The organism is Thiomonas sp. UBA7699, assembly GCF_002482605.1.
Classification (GTDB): Bacteria; Pseudomonadota; Gammaproteobacteria; order Burkholderiales; family Burkholderiaceae_C; genus Thiomonas; species Thiomonas arsenitoxydans.
In genome coordinates this window covers 82366-95611 of record NZ_DLGH01000013.1, presented here as the reverse complement: position 1 = coordinate 95611, position 13246 = coordinate 82366, and the positions used below count along the sequence as shown (strand labels likewise).

The window sequence follows — 13246 nt, the reverse complement described above, 5'->3', positions numbered from 1 at the left end:
AGGAAAACCCATGGCCTCCTCCAAACCCGCGTTTCAATGGGACGATGCGCTGCAGCTCGACGCCCAACTCAGCGCCGACGAACGGGCGGTGCGCGACGCCGCGCAGGCGTATTGCCAAGACCAGCTCGCGCCGCGTGTGCTCAGCGCCTTCCGCCATGAAACCACCGACCCGACGATCTTCCGCGAAATGGGAGCGCTCGGCCTGCTCGGCCCGACGATTCCCGAGGCCTATGGCGGCGCGGGGTTGAACTATGTGGGTTACGGGCTGATCGCGCGCGAGGTCGAGCGGGTCGATTCGGGCTATCGCTCGATGATGAGTGTGCAGAGTTCGCTGGTCATGCTGCCGATCTTCGCCTTCGGCTCCGAAGCGATGAAGCAGAAGTATCTGCCCAAGCTGGCCCGCGGCGAATGGATCGGCTGCTTCGGGCTGACCGAACCCGATCACGGCTCCGACCCCGGCGGCATGAGCACGCGCGCCCGTGCCGTGCCCGGCGGCTATGCGCTCACTGGCAACAAGATGTGGATCAGCAATAGCCCGATCGCCGATGTGTTCGTGGTCTGGGCCAAGGACGACGCGGGCGAGATTCGCGGCTTCGTGCTCGACAAAGGGGCAAAGGGGCTGAGCGCACCGGCCCTACACGGCAAGGTCGGCCTGCGTACCTCGATCACCGGCGAGATCGTGATGGACCAGGTGTTCTGCCCCGAGGAAAACGCCTTTGCGCAGGTGCGCGGACTCAAAGGCCCGTTCACCTGCCTGAACAGCGCGCGCTACGGCATCGCCTGGGGCGCGATGGGCGCGGCGGAAGACTGCTACGCCCGTGCGCGGCAGTATGTGCTCGACCGCAAGCAGTTCGGCCGTCCGCTGGCGGCCAATCAGCTCATCCAGAAAAAACTGGCCGATATGGCGACCGACATCAGCCTGGGGCTGCAGGGCGTGCTGCGCCTGGGGCGCATGAAGGACGAAGGCACGGCGGCGCCCGAAGTCACCTCGCTGCTTAAGCGCAACAACTGCGGCAAGGCGCTCGACATCGCCCGCACCGCGCGCGACATGCTCGGCGGCAACGGCATTTCAGACGAATTCGGCGTGGCCCGCCATTTGGTGAATCTCGAAGTGGTCAACACCTACGAGGGCACGCACGACATCCACGCCCTCATTCTCGGCCGGGCGATCACGGGCATCGCGGCGTTCTGAGTCTCACGCCACCGTCCGCGACGCGGCGCATTCCCGCTCAGGCGGCGACAAACTCCCAAGCGTCCATGCTGAGGTTGCCGTAGTGCACGCCCCCGGCATGATGACGCGGCGTGGCGCCCTCGCCAGCGGCGCCCAGCGCCCAGAACAGGGGCAGCAGATGCTCGTCGGTGGGATGCGCGCGTGCCGCATGCGGCGCTCTGCGGCGGTAGTCGAGCAGCGCCGGGGTGTCGCCGCGGTCGATCATGCCGCGCATCCATTCGACGAAAGCCTGCACGTAGGCGGCCGGTGGATCGTCGGTGCGGGCGGACGGGTGAAACTCGTGCAGATTGTGCGTCAGGCTGCCAGTGCCGAACAGCAAGACGCCTTGCTCGGTCAGCGGCGCCAGCGCCGCGCCCAGGCGGTAGGCGAGCGCGGCGTCAAGCGGCCAGGGCATGGCCAGCGGCATCACCGGAATATCCGCCTGCGGAAGCATCAGGCGAAGCGGTGACCAGACGCCGTGATCGAGCCCGCGCTGCGCGTCTTCGTGCACGCCCCAGCCGGCTTCGCGCAACAGTGCTTCTATCCGCGCAGCCCACTGCGGCGCGCCGGGCGCGGGGTATTGCAGGGCATAGAGCGCGCGGTCGAAACCGCCGAAGTCGTGCAGGGTCGCGGGCCGCGTGCTGGTACCCAGAATGGGCTGCCTCGCCATCCAGTGCGGCGAAAAGGCGAGGATGATCTCGGGCCGCGGCAGAGCCTGCCCGAGCGCCTGGAGCATCGGCCCGGCGCTGCCCGGCTCCAGCGGCAGCATGGGCGAGCCGTGAGAGACAAACAACGTGGGCATGCGCTGATCGGGCATGTTCAGCTCCTCATGATGGGGTGCGCACGCCTTCGATCTCCACGCGCACTTTCACCTCATGGCTCAGGCCGGCGGCGAAAGCGGTCATGCCGTAGTCCATGCGGTTGATCGTGGTGGTGGCGACGAAGCCGCTGAGATAACCGCCCCAGGGTTTGGGCAGATAGGCCACATCGCCTGCGCCTTCCAGCGTCACCTCGAAGGTCGCCGGGTGGGTCACGCCGCGCAGGGTGAGGTTGCCGTAGAGCTTGCCGTGGGTCTTGTTCTGCGGCACATAGCGCGTGCCGACGAAGCGGATGTCGGGGTGCGCAGCGGCATCGAAAAACGGCGCGGCCAGCAGATCGGTATCGCGTTGCGGCAAAAAGGTGTCCAGACTCTGCACGGGAATGACGATATCGGCCTTGTCTTTGGCGGGGTTCGCAGGGTCGAAGGTGTAGCTGCCGGTCACCCGTTTGAGCACCCCGGTAAAGCGCCCGACACCCGCGTGGCCGATGGTGAACTGCACCCCGGAATGATCAGGATCGACGCGGTAACTCCCCGCCGGATCGGCATGCTTGTGAACATAGGCCTGCGGCGCCGTGGCTTCGGCGGCCCAGGCCGGTGCGGCGCAGAGCGCCATGGCCACGGCGGTTGAAAGCGCGGGGGCCAGAAGTGAGCGGGAGCTTGAACGCAACATGGTGAAGTCCTTTCAGAGAGAGTGTGGTGTGCGGTAAGTCAGTTGTGTCAGTTATGTCAGTTGTTATTGCGGAGAAACGACCAGATGCACCTGCACCGCAATGGCGGCGGCCACCACGCTGGTGTCCGCCCACGAGCCGGTGCCCAGGCCGAAGGCGGTGCGGTCGAGCGTGAAGGCGGCGTCCATGATCAGGTCTTTGCCGTCGGGGTGGGTGCTCACCTGCACGCGCAGCGGCTGGCTGTGGCCCTTCACGCTGAAGGTGCCGCTAACCCAGTAGCGTCCCGGTCCATCGGGGGTGAATTGGCTGGAGACGAAACGGGCCTGCGGATCGGCTTTGGCCGCCAGCCAGTCGGCTCCGGCGAGCAGGGCGTTGGTCTGGGCGCTGCCCGCGTCCACGCTGGCCGACTGCACCGCAACCTCGACATTCGACTTGGCAAGGTCGCCCGGCATGAAGTCGATCTGCGCGGTCAAGGTTTTGAAGTGGCCTTTCATCGGCACGCCCATCTGGGTGGCGCTGAAGCTCACGCTCGACGCAGGCAAAGCGTGGGTGTAGGCCGCAGCGGGAAGGGGCTGCGCCCAGGCTGCAGCGCAGATCGACAGCAGGGCGCCGCCGCACAGCGTTTTGATCGAGAGTGGCGACATGGTTGATTTCCTTTTCCAAAAAAGCGCATGCGGCTCGAGAGTCTTGAGCCCATCAGCGGCGCGGGCGTGGCAACGAACGCGGCAACAGACGCGGCAGCATGCGCAGCAGCACGCCGTCGTGATCGATGAACTGGTGCTTGAGCGCCGCCGCCATATGCACGGCAACCAAGGCGGCCAGGGTGTAGTTCAACGTGGCATGCACTAGTTCGAGCAGATGCGCCATCGCCGGGTTGGCGGGCAGCAGATTGGGCAGCTTCCACACGCCCCACCACACCACGGGCACACCAGCCGCCGAACTCAGCGCCCAGCCGCTCAGCGGTATGCAAAGCATCAGCAGATAGAGCAGTTCGTGCATCAGGGTCGCAGTCGCCTGCTGCCAGGGCGGAATATCGCCGGGCAGCGGCGGTGGGCGATGTGTGAGCCGCCAGCCGATGCGCAGCACCACCAACAGCAGCACGGTGATGCCGAACCATTTGTGCCACGAATACAACTCGATTTTGCGCACTGAAAGCGGCAGCCCGTGCATATAAAGCCCCAGCGGAAAGAGGCCGAAAATCAACAGGGCAATCAGCCAGTGCAGCAACTGCGCGGGCAAGGTGTAGCGGGCCACTTCGGCAGCCGGGGTGGAGCTCATCTCTCCCCCTCCTGAGTACCCGCGTGAGCGCCCGCCTGCTCCAGCGCCTGCCGCAGACTGTGCAAGGCCTGCTGCGACGCGATCAGCTCGGCAGCGCTCAGTTTTGAGAACGCCTGCGCCAGATGCGCCCCATGCGCAGGAAACACTTGCTCGAACACCTTCTGCCCCCGCGTCGTCAGCCGCACGATCTGCCCACGGCCATCGCTCGGATCGGGCAGACGCTGCACCAAGCCCTTGGCCAGCAGGCGATCGACCACGCCGGTCAGCGTGCCCTTGGTAATCAGGGTCTTGTCGCCCAGCTGCTTGGGGTTCATGCCCTCGGTGTTGCCCAGCGTGGCCACCACGTCGAATTGCGCCGGGGTCAACCCCAGGCTTTGCACATGCGCCGCGGAGTAACGCTCGAACGCCTGATAGGTGCGCACGAGTTCGCGCAACAAGGGCAGAAAGGGGGGCGGGGAAGTCACGGCGCAACCAGGGAAAAGAACATGCTGCGCATCTTAGTTCTGATTAGAACTATCTCTGCGCGCAGGGTCATTGCGGTTCCGCGCCACCGGCACGCGCATCGCGGCCTGAAGTTCACGCTTCGAGGCCGCCCCTCCTACCATGTCGGCATGAACAGCGCTGCTATTTCTTCGCCCCCGCCCGGTATCGCCTGCGACGTGCTGGTCGTCGGCGGCGGCATCAACGGGGCGGGCATTGCGCGCGATCTGGCCGGGCGCGGCCTCAAGGTGGTGCTGTGCGAACGCGACGACCTTGCGGCGCACACTTCCTCGGCCTCCACCAAGCTGATTCACGGCGGCCTGCGCTATCTGGAGTATTACGAGTTCGGCCTGGTGCGCAAGGCCTTGCAGGAGCGCGAAGTGCTGTTGCGCAGCGCGCCGCATCTGATGTGGCCGCTGCGCTTTGTCATGCCGCACGCACCGGCCATGCGCCCGGCTTGGATGATTCGCGCCGGGCTGTTTCTCTACGACCATCTGGCGCGGCGCGAGTGGCTGCCGGGCTCAAGCAGCATCGATCTGCGCACCCATGCCGCAGGCGCCCCGCTGAAGGCCGAATACACCCGCGGCTTCATGTATTCCGACGGCTGGGTGGACGACGCCCGGCTGGTGACCCTGTGCGCGGTGGACGCAGCGGAACATGGCGCCACCGTGCTGGCCCGCACCACCTGCACCTCCGCCACGCGCCACGGCACGGGCTGGCAAGCCACGCTGCGCGATGCCGCCGGTCACGAGCAGCGGGTGAGCGCCCGCGCCCTGGTCAACGCGGCAGGCCCGTGGGCCGAACAACTGCTCAAGCGCACGGTGCACAACGCCGACGGGCAGCCGCCGCGCGAGCGCCGCTCGCTGCGGCTGGTGCGCGGCAGCCACATCGTCGTGCCGCGCCTGTTCGATCATCCGCACGCCTACATCTTTCAGGCGGACGATGGCCGTATCGTGTTCGCCATTCCCTACGAGCGCGACTTCACCCTGATCGGTACCACCGATGTCGAAGTGTCCGACCCCGACAGCGCCGAGACTTGCAGTGAGGCCGAAGCCGCCTACCTCTGCGCCGAAGTCAACCGCTACTTCCGCACCGAGTTGCGGCCCGAGCAGACCGTCTGGCGCTACGCCGGCGTGCGCCCCCTGCTCGAAGATCACGCGGGCGATGCCAAGGCCGCGACCCGTGACTACAAGCTCGAACTCGACCGCGAAGGCGCGCCGCTGCTCACCGTGTGGGGCGGCAAGATCACCACCTTCCGCAAGCTCGCCGAACAGGCCGCCGACCAGCTCTGCGCCGCCCTCGGCGAAGCACGCCCGGCGTGGACGCACGGCGCCTTTCTTCCCGGTGGCGATCTGTCGGGCTGGATCGGCCCCGCGCAGCGCCCCGACACCGACTTCGCCCGTTTCGTTCAAACCGTGCAGCAACGCTATCCGTGGCTGCCGCCCGACCTAGCGCAGCGTCTGGCCCGCGCCTACGGCAGCCGCATCGACCGCGTGCTGCAAACCACAGGTGGGCAAAGCGCGGCACGCCTGCAAGACCTCGGCGCCGAGATCGCCCCCGGTTTGTTCGAGACCGAGCTGCGTTATTTGCGCGACACCGAATGGGCCGCCAGCGCCGACGATGTGCTTTGGCGCCGCAGCAAACTCGGTTTGCACCTGCTCGCCGATCACCCGGCCTCCTCCCATCCTCACGCCGTATCCGACTGGCTCGCCAGCCGCTGATTACGCGCTGCGCCGTCGCGCGGGAAAATACCCGGATGGGTATAGGGGCAACACGTCTCGTTACCCCTTGCGCTTGATCTAAGTCAGACAATTTCTTCGACTTTCAGAAATTCCTGAAACTTCGATCAAACCACTTATGCAACTCCCGGAACTCACCCAGCGCTTCGTGCTGCACTTTGGCGAAATGGGCAGCCGCTGGGGCATCAACCGCACCGTCGGCCAGATTTATGCCCTGCTGTTCGTCAGCGAGCGCCCGCTCAATGCCGACGAAATCGCCGCCGCGCTCGATTTTTCGCGCTCCAACGTCAGCATGGGGCTCAAGGAGCTGGGTGCCTGGAACCTGGTGCGCATGCAGCACCTGCCCGGCGACCGGCGCGATTATTTCTCTGCGCCAGAAGACGTGTGGGCTATTTTCCGCACCCTGGCCGAGGAACGCCGCAAGCGCGAAATCGACCCCACCCTGTCCATGCTGCGCGACGCCCTGCTGTCTCAGCCCGAGGGCGCTTCCGAGCAATACGCGCAGCAGCGCATGCGCGAAATGCACGATCTCATCGAACTGGCCACGCAGTGGTTCGACGATATTCAGCGCATGCCCAGCGAAGACGTGCGCCAGCTCATGCAACTGGGCGGCGCGGTGCAAAAGCTCATCGCCCTCAAAAGCCGCGTCAAGCAGGTGGCTACGCGCAGGCGGGGCGACAAAGTCGCCGCGCTGCAAGTGGTGGAGAACTGAGATGTGCACCGCCTTCTGCTGGACTTTGCGCATTGACCTGCCGCCGCCGCAGAGCGTCACCCCGCTGTAACGCGTCCCGCTTATCGTTGGCTCAACCCGCCGCCCTGCGCGGCAAGGCCCGCCAACCGACATCCCCCTCTTCAGGAGTGCATCATGGATTGGCTTCAAAACCCTGAGTTCCTCGCTCGGGCGCAGTTTGGCTTCATTGCGATGTTCCACATCATGTGGCCGCCGCTCACCATCGGGCTGGCGCTGGTGCTGTTCGGCATGGAAGCCGCGTGGGTGAAGACCAAAAACGTCTTCTACTTTCACCAGGTCAAGTTCTGGACCAAGCTGTTCCTCATCAACTTCGGCGTCGGCGTCATCAGCGGCATTCCGATGGAGTTTTCCTTCGGCACCAACTGGGGGCCGTTCTCCACCTCGGCCGGCGACTTCATGGGCAACATCCTCGGCTTCGAGACGGCGATGGCCTTCATGCTCGAAGCCGGGTTTCTCGGCATCATGCTGTTCGGCTGGGGCCGCGTCGGCCCCAAGATGCACCTTTTCGCCACCGGCATGGTGGCCTTTGGCAGCACCTTGTCGGCCTTCTGGATCATGGTGGCCAATTCGTGGATGCAAACGCCCGCCGGGGTGAAGCTGGTGGACGGCAAGTTCGCCATCACCAACTGGTATGACGCGGTGTTCAACCCCGATCTGCCCTATGGCTTCGGCCACATGTTCACCGCCGCGATCGAGCTCAGCCTGGTTGTCATGGCCGGGGTGAGCGCGTATTACCTGCTCAAAAAACGCCATGTCGATTTCTTCCGTCCGGCGTTCAAGTGGGCGGTGATCTCGTTGTTCATCGTCGCACCGCTGCAGATTTTTATTGGCGATTCTGCGGGGAGCTCGCTGGCCGAGACTCAACCTGCCAAGCTCGCCGCCATCGAGGCGCACTGGCATACCAACAAGCCCGGCGAGGGCGCACCGTGGGCGCTGCTGGCTATTCCTAACCAGAAAGAGCAGAAAAACGACTGGGCGCTGGAAATTCCCGATGGTCTGAGCATGATCGTGACCAAAACGATGATGGGCAAAGTCGTCGGCCTGGATCACTTCAAGCCACAAGACCAGCCGCCAGTGTGGATTCCGTTTTACGCCTTCCGCGTCATGGTGGCCGCCGGGGTGTTTGTCGCCTTCATGGCCTTCTGGACGCTGTGGATGCTGTGGCGCAAACGTGAGCGCATGACTGCGGCGCGCATCAGCGAAAACAAATGGCTGCTGCGTGGCTGGCTGCTCGCGGTACCCGCCATCTACGCCGCGGTTGAAGCCGGCTGGATGACCCGCGAAGTAGGCCGCCAGCCGTGGATCGTCTACGGCATGATGCGCACCAGCCAGGGCGTGAGCAACCTGCCGGCCGACACCGTGCTGTGGTCACTCGCCATGTACATGCTGTTCTACGGCGTGATCGGCGTCACCGCCTTCGTCTTTGCTGCACGCATGATCCGCAAAGGCCCGAGCTTCGAAGACCCGCCCGGCGCACCCGGCCAGGGTGGTAAGCCGGAACACGCTGCTGCGCCCAAGCACGTCCCCTTCACCCCGCCTGTCGCACCGATTGCGCCCGCCTCGGTCAGCGCCAAGCTCGCGGTGAAAGGAGGGCAGTGAGATGGACTTCGGCAACCCGCAGGAACTGCATCACGTTCTGGCCACCGTTTGGTTCCTCATCATCGGCCTGTTCATGGTGTTTTATGTGGTGCTCGACGGTTTCGACCTCGGCGTGGGGGTGCTCTCGCTGTTCGTCGGCGAGCGCCGCCGAAAGGTGATGATGGCCAGCCTGGGCAGCATCTGGGACGCCAACGAGACCTGGCTGGTGGTCATCGGCGGCACGCTGTTCGGCGCCTTTCCGCTGGCCTACGGCACCGTGCTGCATGGGCTCTACATTCCGATCATCCTCATGCTGCTGGGCTTCATGCTGCGCGGCGTGTCGTTCGAGTTTCACGAACTCTCCGAGCGCAAAGCCTTCTGGGGCGCCATGTTCGGCCTCGGCAGCCTGCTGGCCAGCATCGCCCAGGGGTTTGCGCTCGGTGGCTTGCTCAATGGCGTGAAGGTGGTCAACGGCGTGTTCGTGGGCAGCGTGTGGGACTGGCTCTCGCCCTTCAGCGTCATCGTGGTGCTGGGCGTGGTGGCCGGTTACGCCATGCTGGGTTCGACCTACCTCATCATCAAGACCAAAGACGACATTCAGGCCGGTTGCTACCAGCGCGGCCAGCTGCTCGCCTGGATCATGCTCGCCGTCGGCGCCGTGGTCACCGTCTGGACGCCGCTGCAATTCCCGCAGATCTTCGCCCGCTGGCTCACCACCCCGAACATCTACTTCTTCGCCGTGCTGCCCGCGCTGGCCTTACTCAGCTTCGTCATGCTGCTGCGCGCCCTCAAGCGGCAGGCCGAAGTGGCGCCGTTTGTCTGGACCATGCTGATCTTCCTGTTCTCTTTCGCCGGACTGGCCGCCACTTGGTATCCGTACATCGTGCCCGGCTCGCTCACCATCGACCAGGCCGCCTCAGACAGCGGCACCCTGGTGTTCATGCTCATCGGCATCGGCATGCTCATCCCGGTGATGATTACCTACAACGTCTATCAATACATCGTCTTTCGCGGAAAAATCGACCCGGACGCGGAGCACGCTTATTGAGCACGCCACTTCCGGGCCAGCCGGATGTGAAAACCGTTCGGAGTTGGGTTGGCCGTATTCACGCCAAATGCTATTGATCTAGATCTGCCCCTCAGCTTTTTCCTAACGTCTGACGTGAGGGGTGGGCAAAGCCGCGAAGCTGCGAAGGGTATCTGCAAGCGCAGCTTGCAGACTGTCACCCTCGACGAAATTATTAGGCTGGGGCATAGATACCTTCAATAGCATGATCTGGTATCCATGTTTCATATTGACCTGGAGTTCCGAATTTTCGAATAACCAGATAGCCCATAAAGATATAGCCGTGACGTGGAGGCGCCTTCGTGTTGCTGCTTTGAGCCATGCGTGCGTATCTCTGTGCATATTCGGAATTGCTCATTTGGGTGGCTCTCACGAATTTTCCGTAGCGTAAAGCAACCTCCGAATCAGTCGCACGAAATTCAAGCAGACTGCTGGCATCAACAAATGGACGATTAAAGTCATACCCAGACATCTCGGTATTTCCGCTGAGTTTACCTAACGATCAAGCTGTGCGGCTCAAACGAAGCGCAGCGTAGTATGCGTCCGAACAAGCGACTTATTATACGTTTTGTAGCTGCTTGAGCTGAACGCCATCTTTATTCACCCATGCTGTTAACCCATTGGCACTACCACCATGAATCGTTGCCGCTGCGGAACTCGGACTTGTGAATTCAACATCTTTCACGAAAACGTATGCGCCGTCTTTTGCGACGAGCGCACCCTCTTCAATAAGTTTATTCCGCTGCGCCAGCACGCTTGGCCATTTTTGGGCAGAAGCCCGCTCTTCCAAAACCGCCTGAGATCCTTCAAGTACAACAATTCCATTTGGAGTCAAATAGCCTGTGGCGGTTAGCCCTTTAATGTTACAACTAAGCAGTTCCCTCTCCTGCTTACTATGCGCAGTAGATGACGTTTTATCTAAGAACGCCTCAACTCCGAGAACTGGAAGAACCTGCTGCATTTTTTCTAGAAATACCTCCATATCTTCGCGATCTGACTCTGGAAGTCTTGCTCCGCTACCTTGACCGTTCATGACAATAGCCCGTTCGGTTGCTCGCGCGATATTAATCAATTTCCCTTCGAGATACTTTATATGAGCCTTAGTAAGGTTCTCATCTTTCGTAACAAAGAATGTAATGTTGTTCCAGAAATCTCTCGATAGATGCGATTTAACGCGATCCTTGATGCACTCGGCTTCACCGATATAGATTGCGCTCCTATTAGTTTCTGGGTCGGTTCCAGTTAGAAAGTAGACGCCAGACCCAATTGACTCCTCGCGCTCTAACACTTTTTCAAACTCACTCCTTGGTCCAGAAACAGCCTTTCCAGTCCAATTTGATAGCTCAGCAGTTCGCAGCCTCTTCGGATCGCCGTATGCAAGAAATATTTTAAGAGTAGCTGTTGGCACGAATTATTCCTACGTATAACTTAATGTAGATCATCGGATAAATTGGAAATCCGATGTTATTCGACATAATATCCTATGCGCATTACCCTTGCCCTGAGATGGCCGACCCTCTGGAAGCCGCTTGACAACTGGCCTGCGGGCTATGTTTTGTTTATAAAAACAGCAGTCAAAGTCGTAATGAACCCGGTCGCCTATCCTCCCAAGTCCCCACGCCTACGCGATCAATTGAGCATGGTCATGCGGTCCAGGCACGAGTGGCTGAGGAGTACAAATGCAACACCCACGGGACATGTGCGCTGCGGAGATACAACTATCCCGCTGGACCGCCTGCTCGTCAACTCAATCCTGGGTCATTCTGCGTCTGAGCAAACAAAAACCCGCACAAGGCGGGTTTTTGTAAGCAGCAAAGCGCGAAAAGGTATCAGCGCTTGGAGAACTGCTTGGCGCGACGGGCGCCGCGCAGGCCCACTTTTTTCCGCTCCACTTCGCGTGCGTCGCGGGTGACGAAGCCTGCCTTGGAGAGCGCGGGTTTGAGGGTGGCCTCGTAGTCGATCAGCGCGCGGGTGATGCCGTGACGCACCGCACCGGCCTGGCCGGTTTCGCCGCCACCGTGGACGTTGATCTTGATGTCGAAGCTCTCGACGTTCTCGGTGAGAACGAGGGGTTGCTTGACGATCATGATGGAGGTCTGACGGCCGAAATACTGCTCGACGTCTTTCCCGTTGACCGTGATTTTGCCGGTGCCCTTCTTGATGAAGACGCGGGCCACGGAGCTTTTGCGACGGCCTGTGCCGTAATTCCAGTTTCCGATCATCGCCTGTCCTTAGATGTCGAGAGTCTTGGGCTGTTGGGCGCTGTGCGGATGCTCTGCACCCCCATAGACCTTGAGCTTCTTGATCATGGCGTAACCGAGCGGGCCTTTGGGCAGCATGCCCTTGACTGCCAGTTCCAGCGCACGGCCGGGGTGACGCGCCTGCATATCCTTGAATTTGGTGGCGTAGATGCCGCCGGGATAGCCGGTGTGACGGTAGTAGGTCTTGTCGTTGGCTTTGTTGCCGGTCACACGAATTTTGGAGGTGTTGACGACAATGATGAAGTCACCGGTATCGACGTGCGGGGTATAGATGGGTTTGTGTTTGCCACGCAGACGGAGGGCCACTTCGCTGGCGACCCGACCGAGAACCTTGTTCTCTGCGTCAATCACGAACCACTCATGCACGACTTCGGCCGGTTTGGCGCTGAAGGTTTTCATGGTTGTTCCTATGAACGATGTTTGAGCGAGATATGAATGAGCCCACCAGTGATGTGCGGCAGCGGGCCTCAATGTCGAGATGTTCTTCAACGTTGAGACGCTCTGCCCCGCGCCCGCCGGCATGGGTTTTCTGGCCCCCGCTCGAAGCCAAACGCGTCATTATAGACAGGTGAGCGGGTTTGTCACTGGCAAGTGCTTGATTTTCATGCGCGTTGTGGCGGCAAGGGCGCGGCAATGTCCCTGTTCCTTGTGTTTGCAGGGGCAGCGCCTAAACTATGTGACCTATGCTGCATTGCAGCAATCTTGCTTCTATTCGATATGACTCAGCCTCCCGAGACCGCTCCCTTACAAGCCACAGGCAGCGCGTCGGCCGTCCCGCCCCGCGCTCGGCATCTGTCCGCGCCGATCATCCCGATTCGCCCGATCGGGCCGGAACATCGCGAGCAGTTGCTGCGGCATTTTCTGGCGCTGGGGCCGGATGATCGCTATCTGCGCTTTGGCTACGCCGCGAGCGACGAGCGCGTGCGTCTTTACGTCGATTCCATCCGCTTCGAATCGGACGAGATTTTTGGCGTGTTCAACCGCAAGCTGGAGTTGCTGGCGGTGGCGCATATCGCCATCGAACCGGGGCAGACGGAGCGGGCGGAGTTTGGCGTCTCGGTGCTGCCCAAAGGCCGCGGGCTGGGCATCGGCACGCGCTTGTTTGCACGCGCGGCGGTGGACGCGCGCAACCGCGGGCTGCGTGTGCTTTACATGCAGTGCCTGAGCAGCAATGCCGCGATGCTCAAAATCGCGCGCCGGGCCGGCATGAAAGTGCATAACGAGGGCGGCGAAACCGAAGCGTATCTAGAGTTGCCGGAAGACAACTACCAGAGCCACTTCAATGCGCTGATGGAAAACCAGACCGGTCAGATCGACTACTGGGTAAAGGCGGCGATGCGCCAATGGCGTTGTTTCTGGCTGTTCGGTCGCTGCAGCGACACGGCCTGAACCGAC

General features: G+C 62.0%; 15 protein-coding genes. 6 read left to right on the top strand and 9 right to left on the bottom strand.

Translation table 11 applies throughout. The annotated features are described in order from the left end of the window. Positions 1-10 precede the first annotated feature (10 nt). The gene (locus B3H47_RS05190) at positions 11-1192 is read left to right on the top strand and encodes an acyl-CoA dehydrogenase (protein WP_286986321.1); all 1182 of its coding nucleotides are present in this window, start codon (positions 11-13) and stop codon (positions 1190-1192) included. 37 nt (positions 1193-1229) lie between these two features. Here the strand turns inward: B3H47_RS05190 and B3H47_RS05185 are convergent, their stop codons facing one another. The 5 genes from B3H47_RS05185 to B3H47_RS05165 form a co-directional block, all read right to left on the bottom strand. Next, positions 1230-2027: a dioxygenase gene (locus B3H47_RS05185; protein ID WP_286986320.1), complete on the bottom strand. Its 798-nt coding sequence runs from the start codon at positions 2025-2027 to the stop codon at positions 1230-1232. A 10-nt stretch (positions 2028-2037) separates the two neighbouring features. Further along, on the bottom strand, positions 2038-2700 hold the full coding sequence (locus B3H47_RS05180; protein WP_286986319.1) for a YceI family protein: 663 nt from the start codon (positions 2698-2700) through the stop codon (positions 2038-2040). A gap of 63 nt (positions 2701-2763) precedes the next feature. After that, complete coding sequence (locus B3H47_RS05175; RefSeq protein WP_286986318.1) at positions 2764-3342, bottom strand: YceI family protein; 579 nt, start codon at positions 3340-3342, stop codon at positions 2764-2766. Positions 3343-3394: 52 nt separating this feature from the next. Next, positions 3395-3976, bottom strand: a complete 582-nt coding sequence (locus B3H47_RS05170; protein WP_286986316.1) for a cytochrome b — start codon at positions 3974-3976, stop codon at positions 3395-3397. Beyond that, the gene (locus B3H47_RS05165; RefSeq protein WP_286986315.1) at positions 3973-4440 is read right to left on the bottom strand and encodes a MarR family winged helix-turn-helix transcriptional regulator; all 468 of its coding nucleotides are present in this window, start codon (positions 4438-4440) and stop codon (positions 3973-3975) included. Before B3H47_RS05165 ends, B3H47_RS05170 begins: the two co-directional genes overlap by 4 nt. Before the next feature lie 147 nt (positions 4441-4587). Between B3H47_RS05165 and glpD the strand changes: the two genes are divergently transcribed. The 4 genes from glpD (at position 4588) to cydB (ending at position 9572) form a co-directional block, all read left to right on the top strand. Continuing rightward, on the top strand, positions 4588-6177 hold the full coding sequence (gene glpD / locus B3H47_RS05160) for a glycerol-3-phosphate dehydrogenase (RefSeq protein ID WP_286986314.1): 1590 nt from the start codon (positions 4588-4590) through the stop codon (positions 6175-6177). A 136-nt stretch (positions 6178-6313) separates the two neighbouring features. Then, on the top strand, positions 6314-6907 hold the full coding sequence (locus B3H47_RS05155) for a GbsR/MarR family transcriptional regulator (RefSeq protein ID WP_013122032.1): 594 nt from the start codon (positions 6314-6316) through the stop codon (positions 6905-6907). Between the two features lie 153 nt (positions 6908-7060). Further along, entirely contained in the window at positions 7061-8545 is a 1485-nt protein-coding gene (locus tag B3H47_RS05150; RefSeq protein ID WP_286986313.1) for a cytochrome ubiquinol oxidase subunit I, read from the top strand. Between the two features lies 1 nt (position 8546). Then, entirely contained in the window at positions 8547-9572 is a 1026-nt protein-coding gene (gene cydB, locus B3H47_RS05145; protein WP_286986312.1) for a cytochrome d ubiquinol oxidase subunit II, read from the top strand. Positions 9573-9765: 193 nt separating this feature from the next. Here the strand turns inward: cydB and B3H47_RS05140 are convergent, their stop codons facing one another. The 4 genes from B3H47_RS05140 to rplM all read right to left on the bottom strand — a co-directional run bounded on the left by B3H47_RS05140 (position 9766) and on the right by rplM (position 12250). Then, positions 9766-10062: a hypothetical protein gene (locus B3H47_RS05140; RefSeq protein ID WP_286986311.1), complete on the bottom strand. Its 297-nt coding sequence runs from the start codon at positions 10060-10062 to the stop codon at positions 9766-9768. Positions 10063-10149: 87 nt separating this feature from the next. Continuing rightward, complete coding sequence (locus B3H47_RS05135; RefSeq protein WP_156054042.1) at positions 10150-10998, bottom strand: GIY-YIG nuclease family protein; 849 nt, start codon at positions 10996-10998, stop codon at positions 10150-10152. A 421-nt stretch (positions 10999-11419) separates the two neighbouring features. Beyond that, positions 11420-11812: a 30S ribosomal protein S9 gene (gene rpsI, locus B3H47_RS05130; RefSeq protein ID WP_013104414.1), complete on the bottom strand. Its 393-nt coding sequence runs from the start codon at positions 11810-11812 to the stop codon at positions 11420-11422. Positions 11813-11821: 9 nt separating this feature from the next. Next, entirely contained in the window at positions 11822-12250 is a 429-nt protein-coding gene (gene rplM / locus B3H47_RS05125) for a 50S ribosomal protein L13 (protein WP_013104413.1), read from the bottom strand. Between the two features lie 318 nt (positions 12251-12568). Between rplM and B3H47_RS05120 the strand changes: the two genes are divergently transcribed. Further along, positions 12569-13240, top strand: a complete 672-nt coding sequence (locus B3H47_RS05120; protein ID WP_286986310.1) for a GNAT family N-acetyltransferase — start codon at positions 12569-12571, stop codon at positions 13238-13240. Positions 13241-13246: the final 6 nt, after the last annotated feature.

Coding starts and splice junctions, on each gene's coding strand:
- B3H47_RS05155 (WP_013122032.1), top strand. CDS start 6,314: ATGCAACTCCCGGAACTCACCCAGCGCTTCGTGCTGCACTTTGGCGAA.
- B3H47_RS05120 (WP_286986310.1), top strand. CDS start 12,569: ATGACTCAGCCTCCCGAGACCGCTCCCTTACAAGCCACAGGCAGCGCG.
- rpsI (WP_013104414.1), bottom strand. CDS start 11,812: ATGATCGGAAACTGGAATTACGGCACAGGCCGTCGCAAAAGCTCCGTG.
- B3H47_RS05185 (WP_286986320.1), bottom strand. CDS start 2,027: ATGCCCGATCAGCGCATGCCCACGTTGTTTGTCTCTCACGGCTCGCCC.
- B3H47_RS05190 (WP_286986321.1), top strand. CDS start 11: ATGGCCTCCTCCAAACCCGCGTTTCAATGGGACGATGCGCTGCAGCTC.
- B3H47_RS05150 (WP_286986313.1), top strand. CDS start 7,061: ATGGATTGGCTTCAAAACCCTGAGTTCCTCGCTCGGGCGCAGTTTGGC.
- cydB (WP_286986312.1), top strand. CDS start 8,547: ATGGACTTCGGCAACCCGCAGGAACTGCATCACGTTCTGGCCACCGTT.
- B3H47_RS05175 (WP_286986318.1), bottom strand. CDS start 3,342: ATGTCGCCACTCTCGATCAAAACGCTGTGCGGCGGCGCCCTGCTGTCG.
- B3H47_RS05140 (WP_286986311.1), bottom strand. CDS start 10,062: ATGTCTGGGTATGACTTTAATCGTCCATTTGTTGATGCCAGCAGTCTG.
- rplM (WP_013104413.1), bottom strand. CDS start 12,250: ATGAAAACCTTCAGCGCCAAACCGGCCGAAGTCGTGCATGAGTGGTTC.
- B3H47_RS05170 (WP_286986316.1), bottom strand. CDS start 3,976: ATGAGCTCCACCCCGGCTGCCGAAGTGGCCCGCTACACCTTGCCCGCG.
- glpD (WP_286986314.1), top strand. CDS start 4,588: ATGAACAGCGCTGCTATTTCTTCGCCCCCGCCCGGTATCGCCTGCGAC.
- B3H47_RS05180 (WP_286986319.1), bottom strand. CDS start 2,700: ATGTTGCGTTCAAGCTCCCGCTCACTTCTGGCCCCCGCGCTTTCAACC.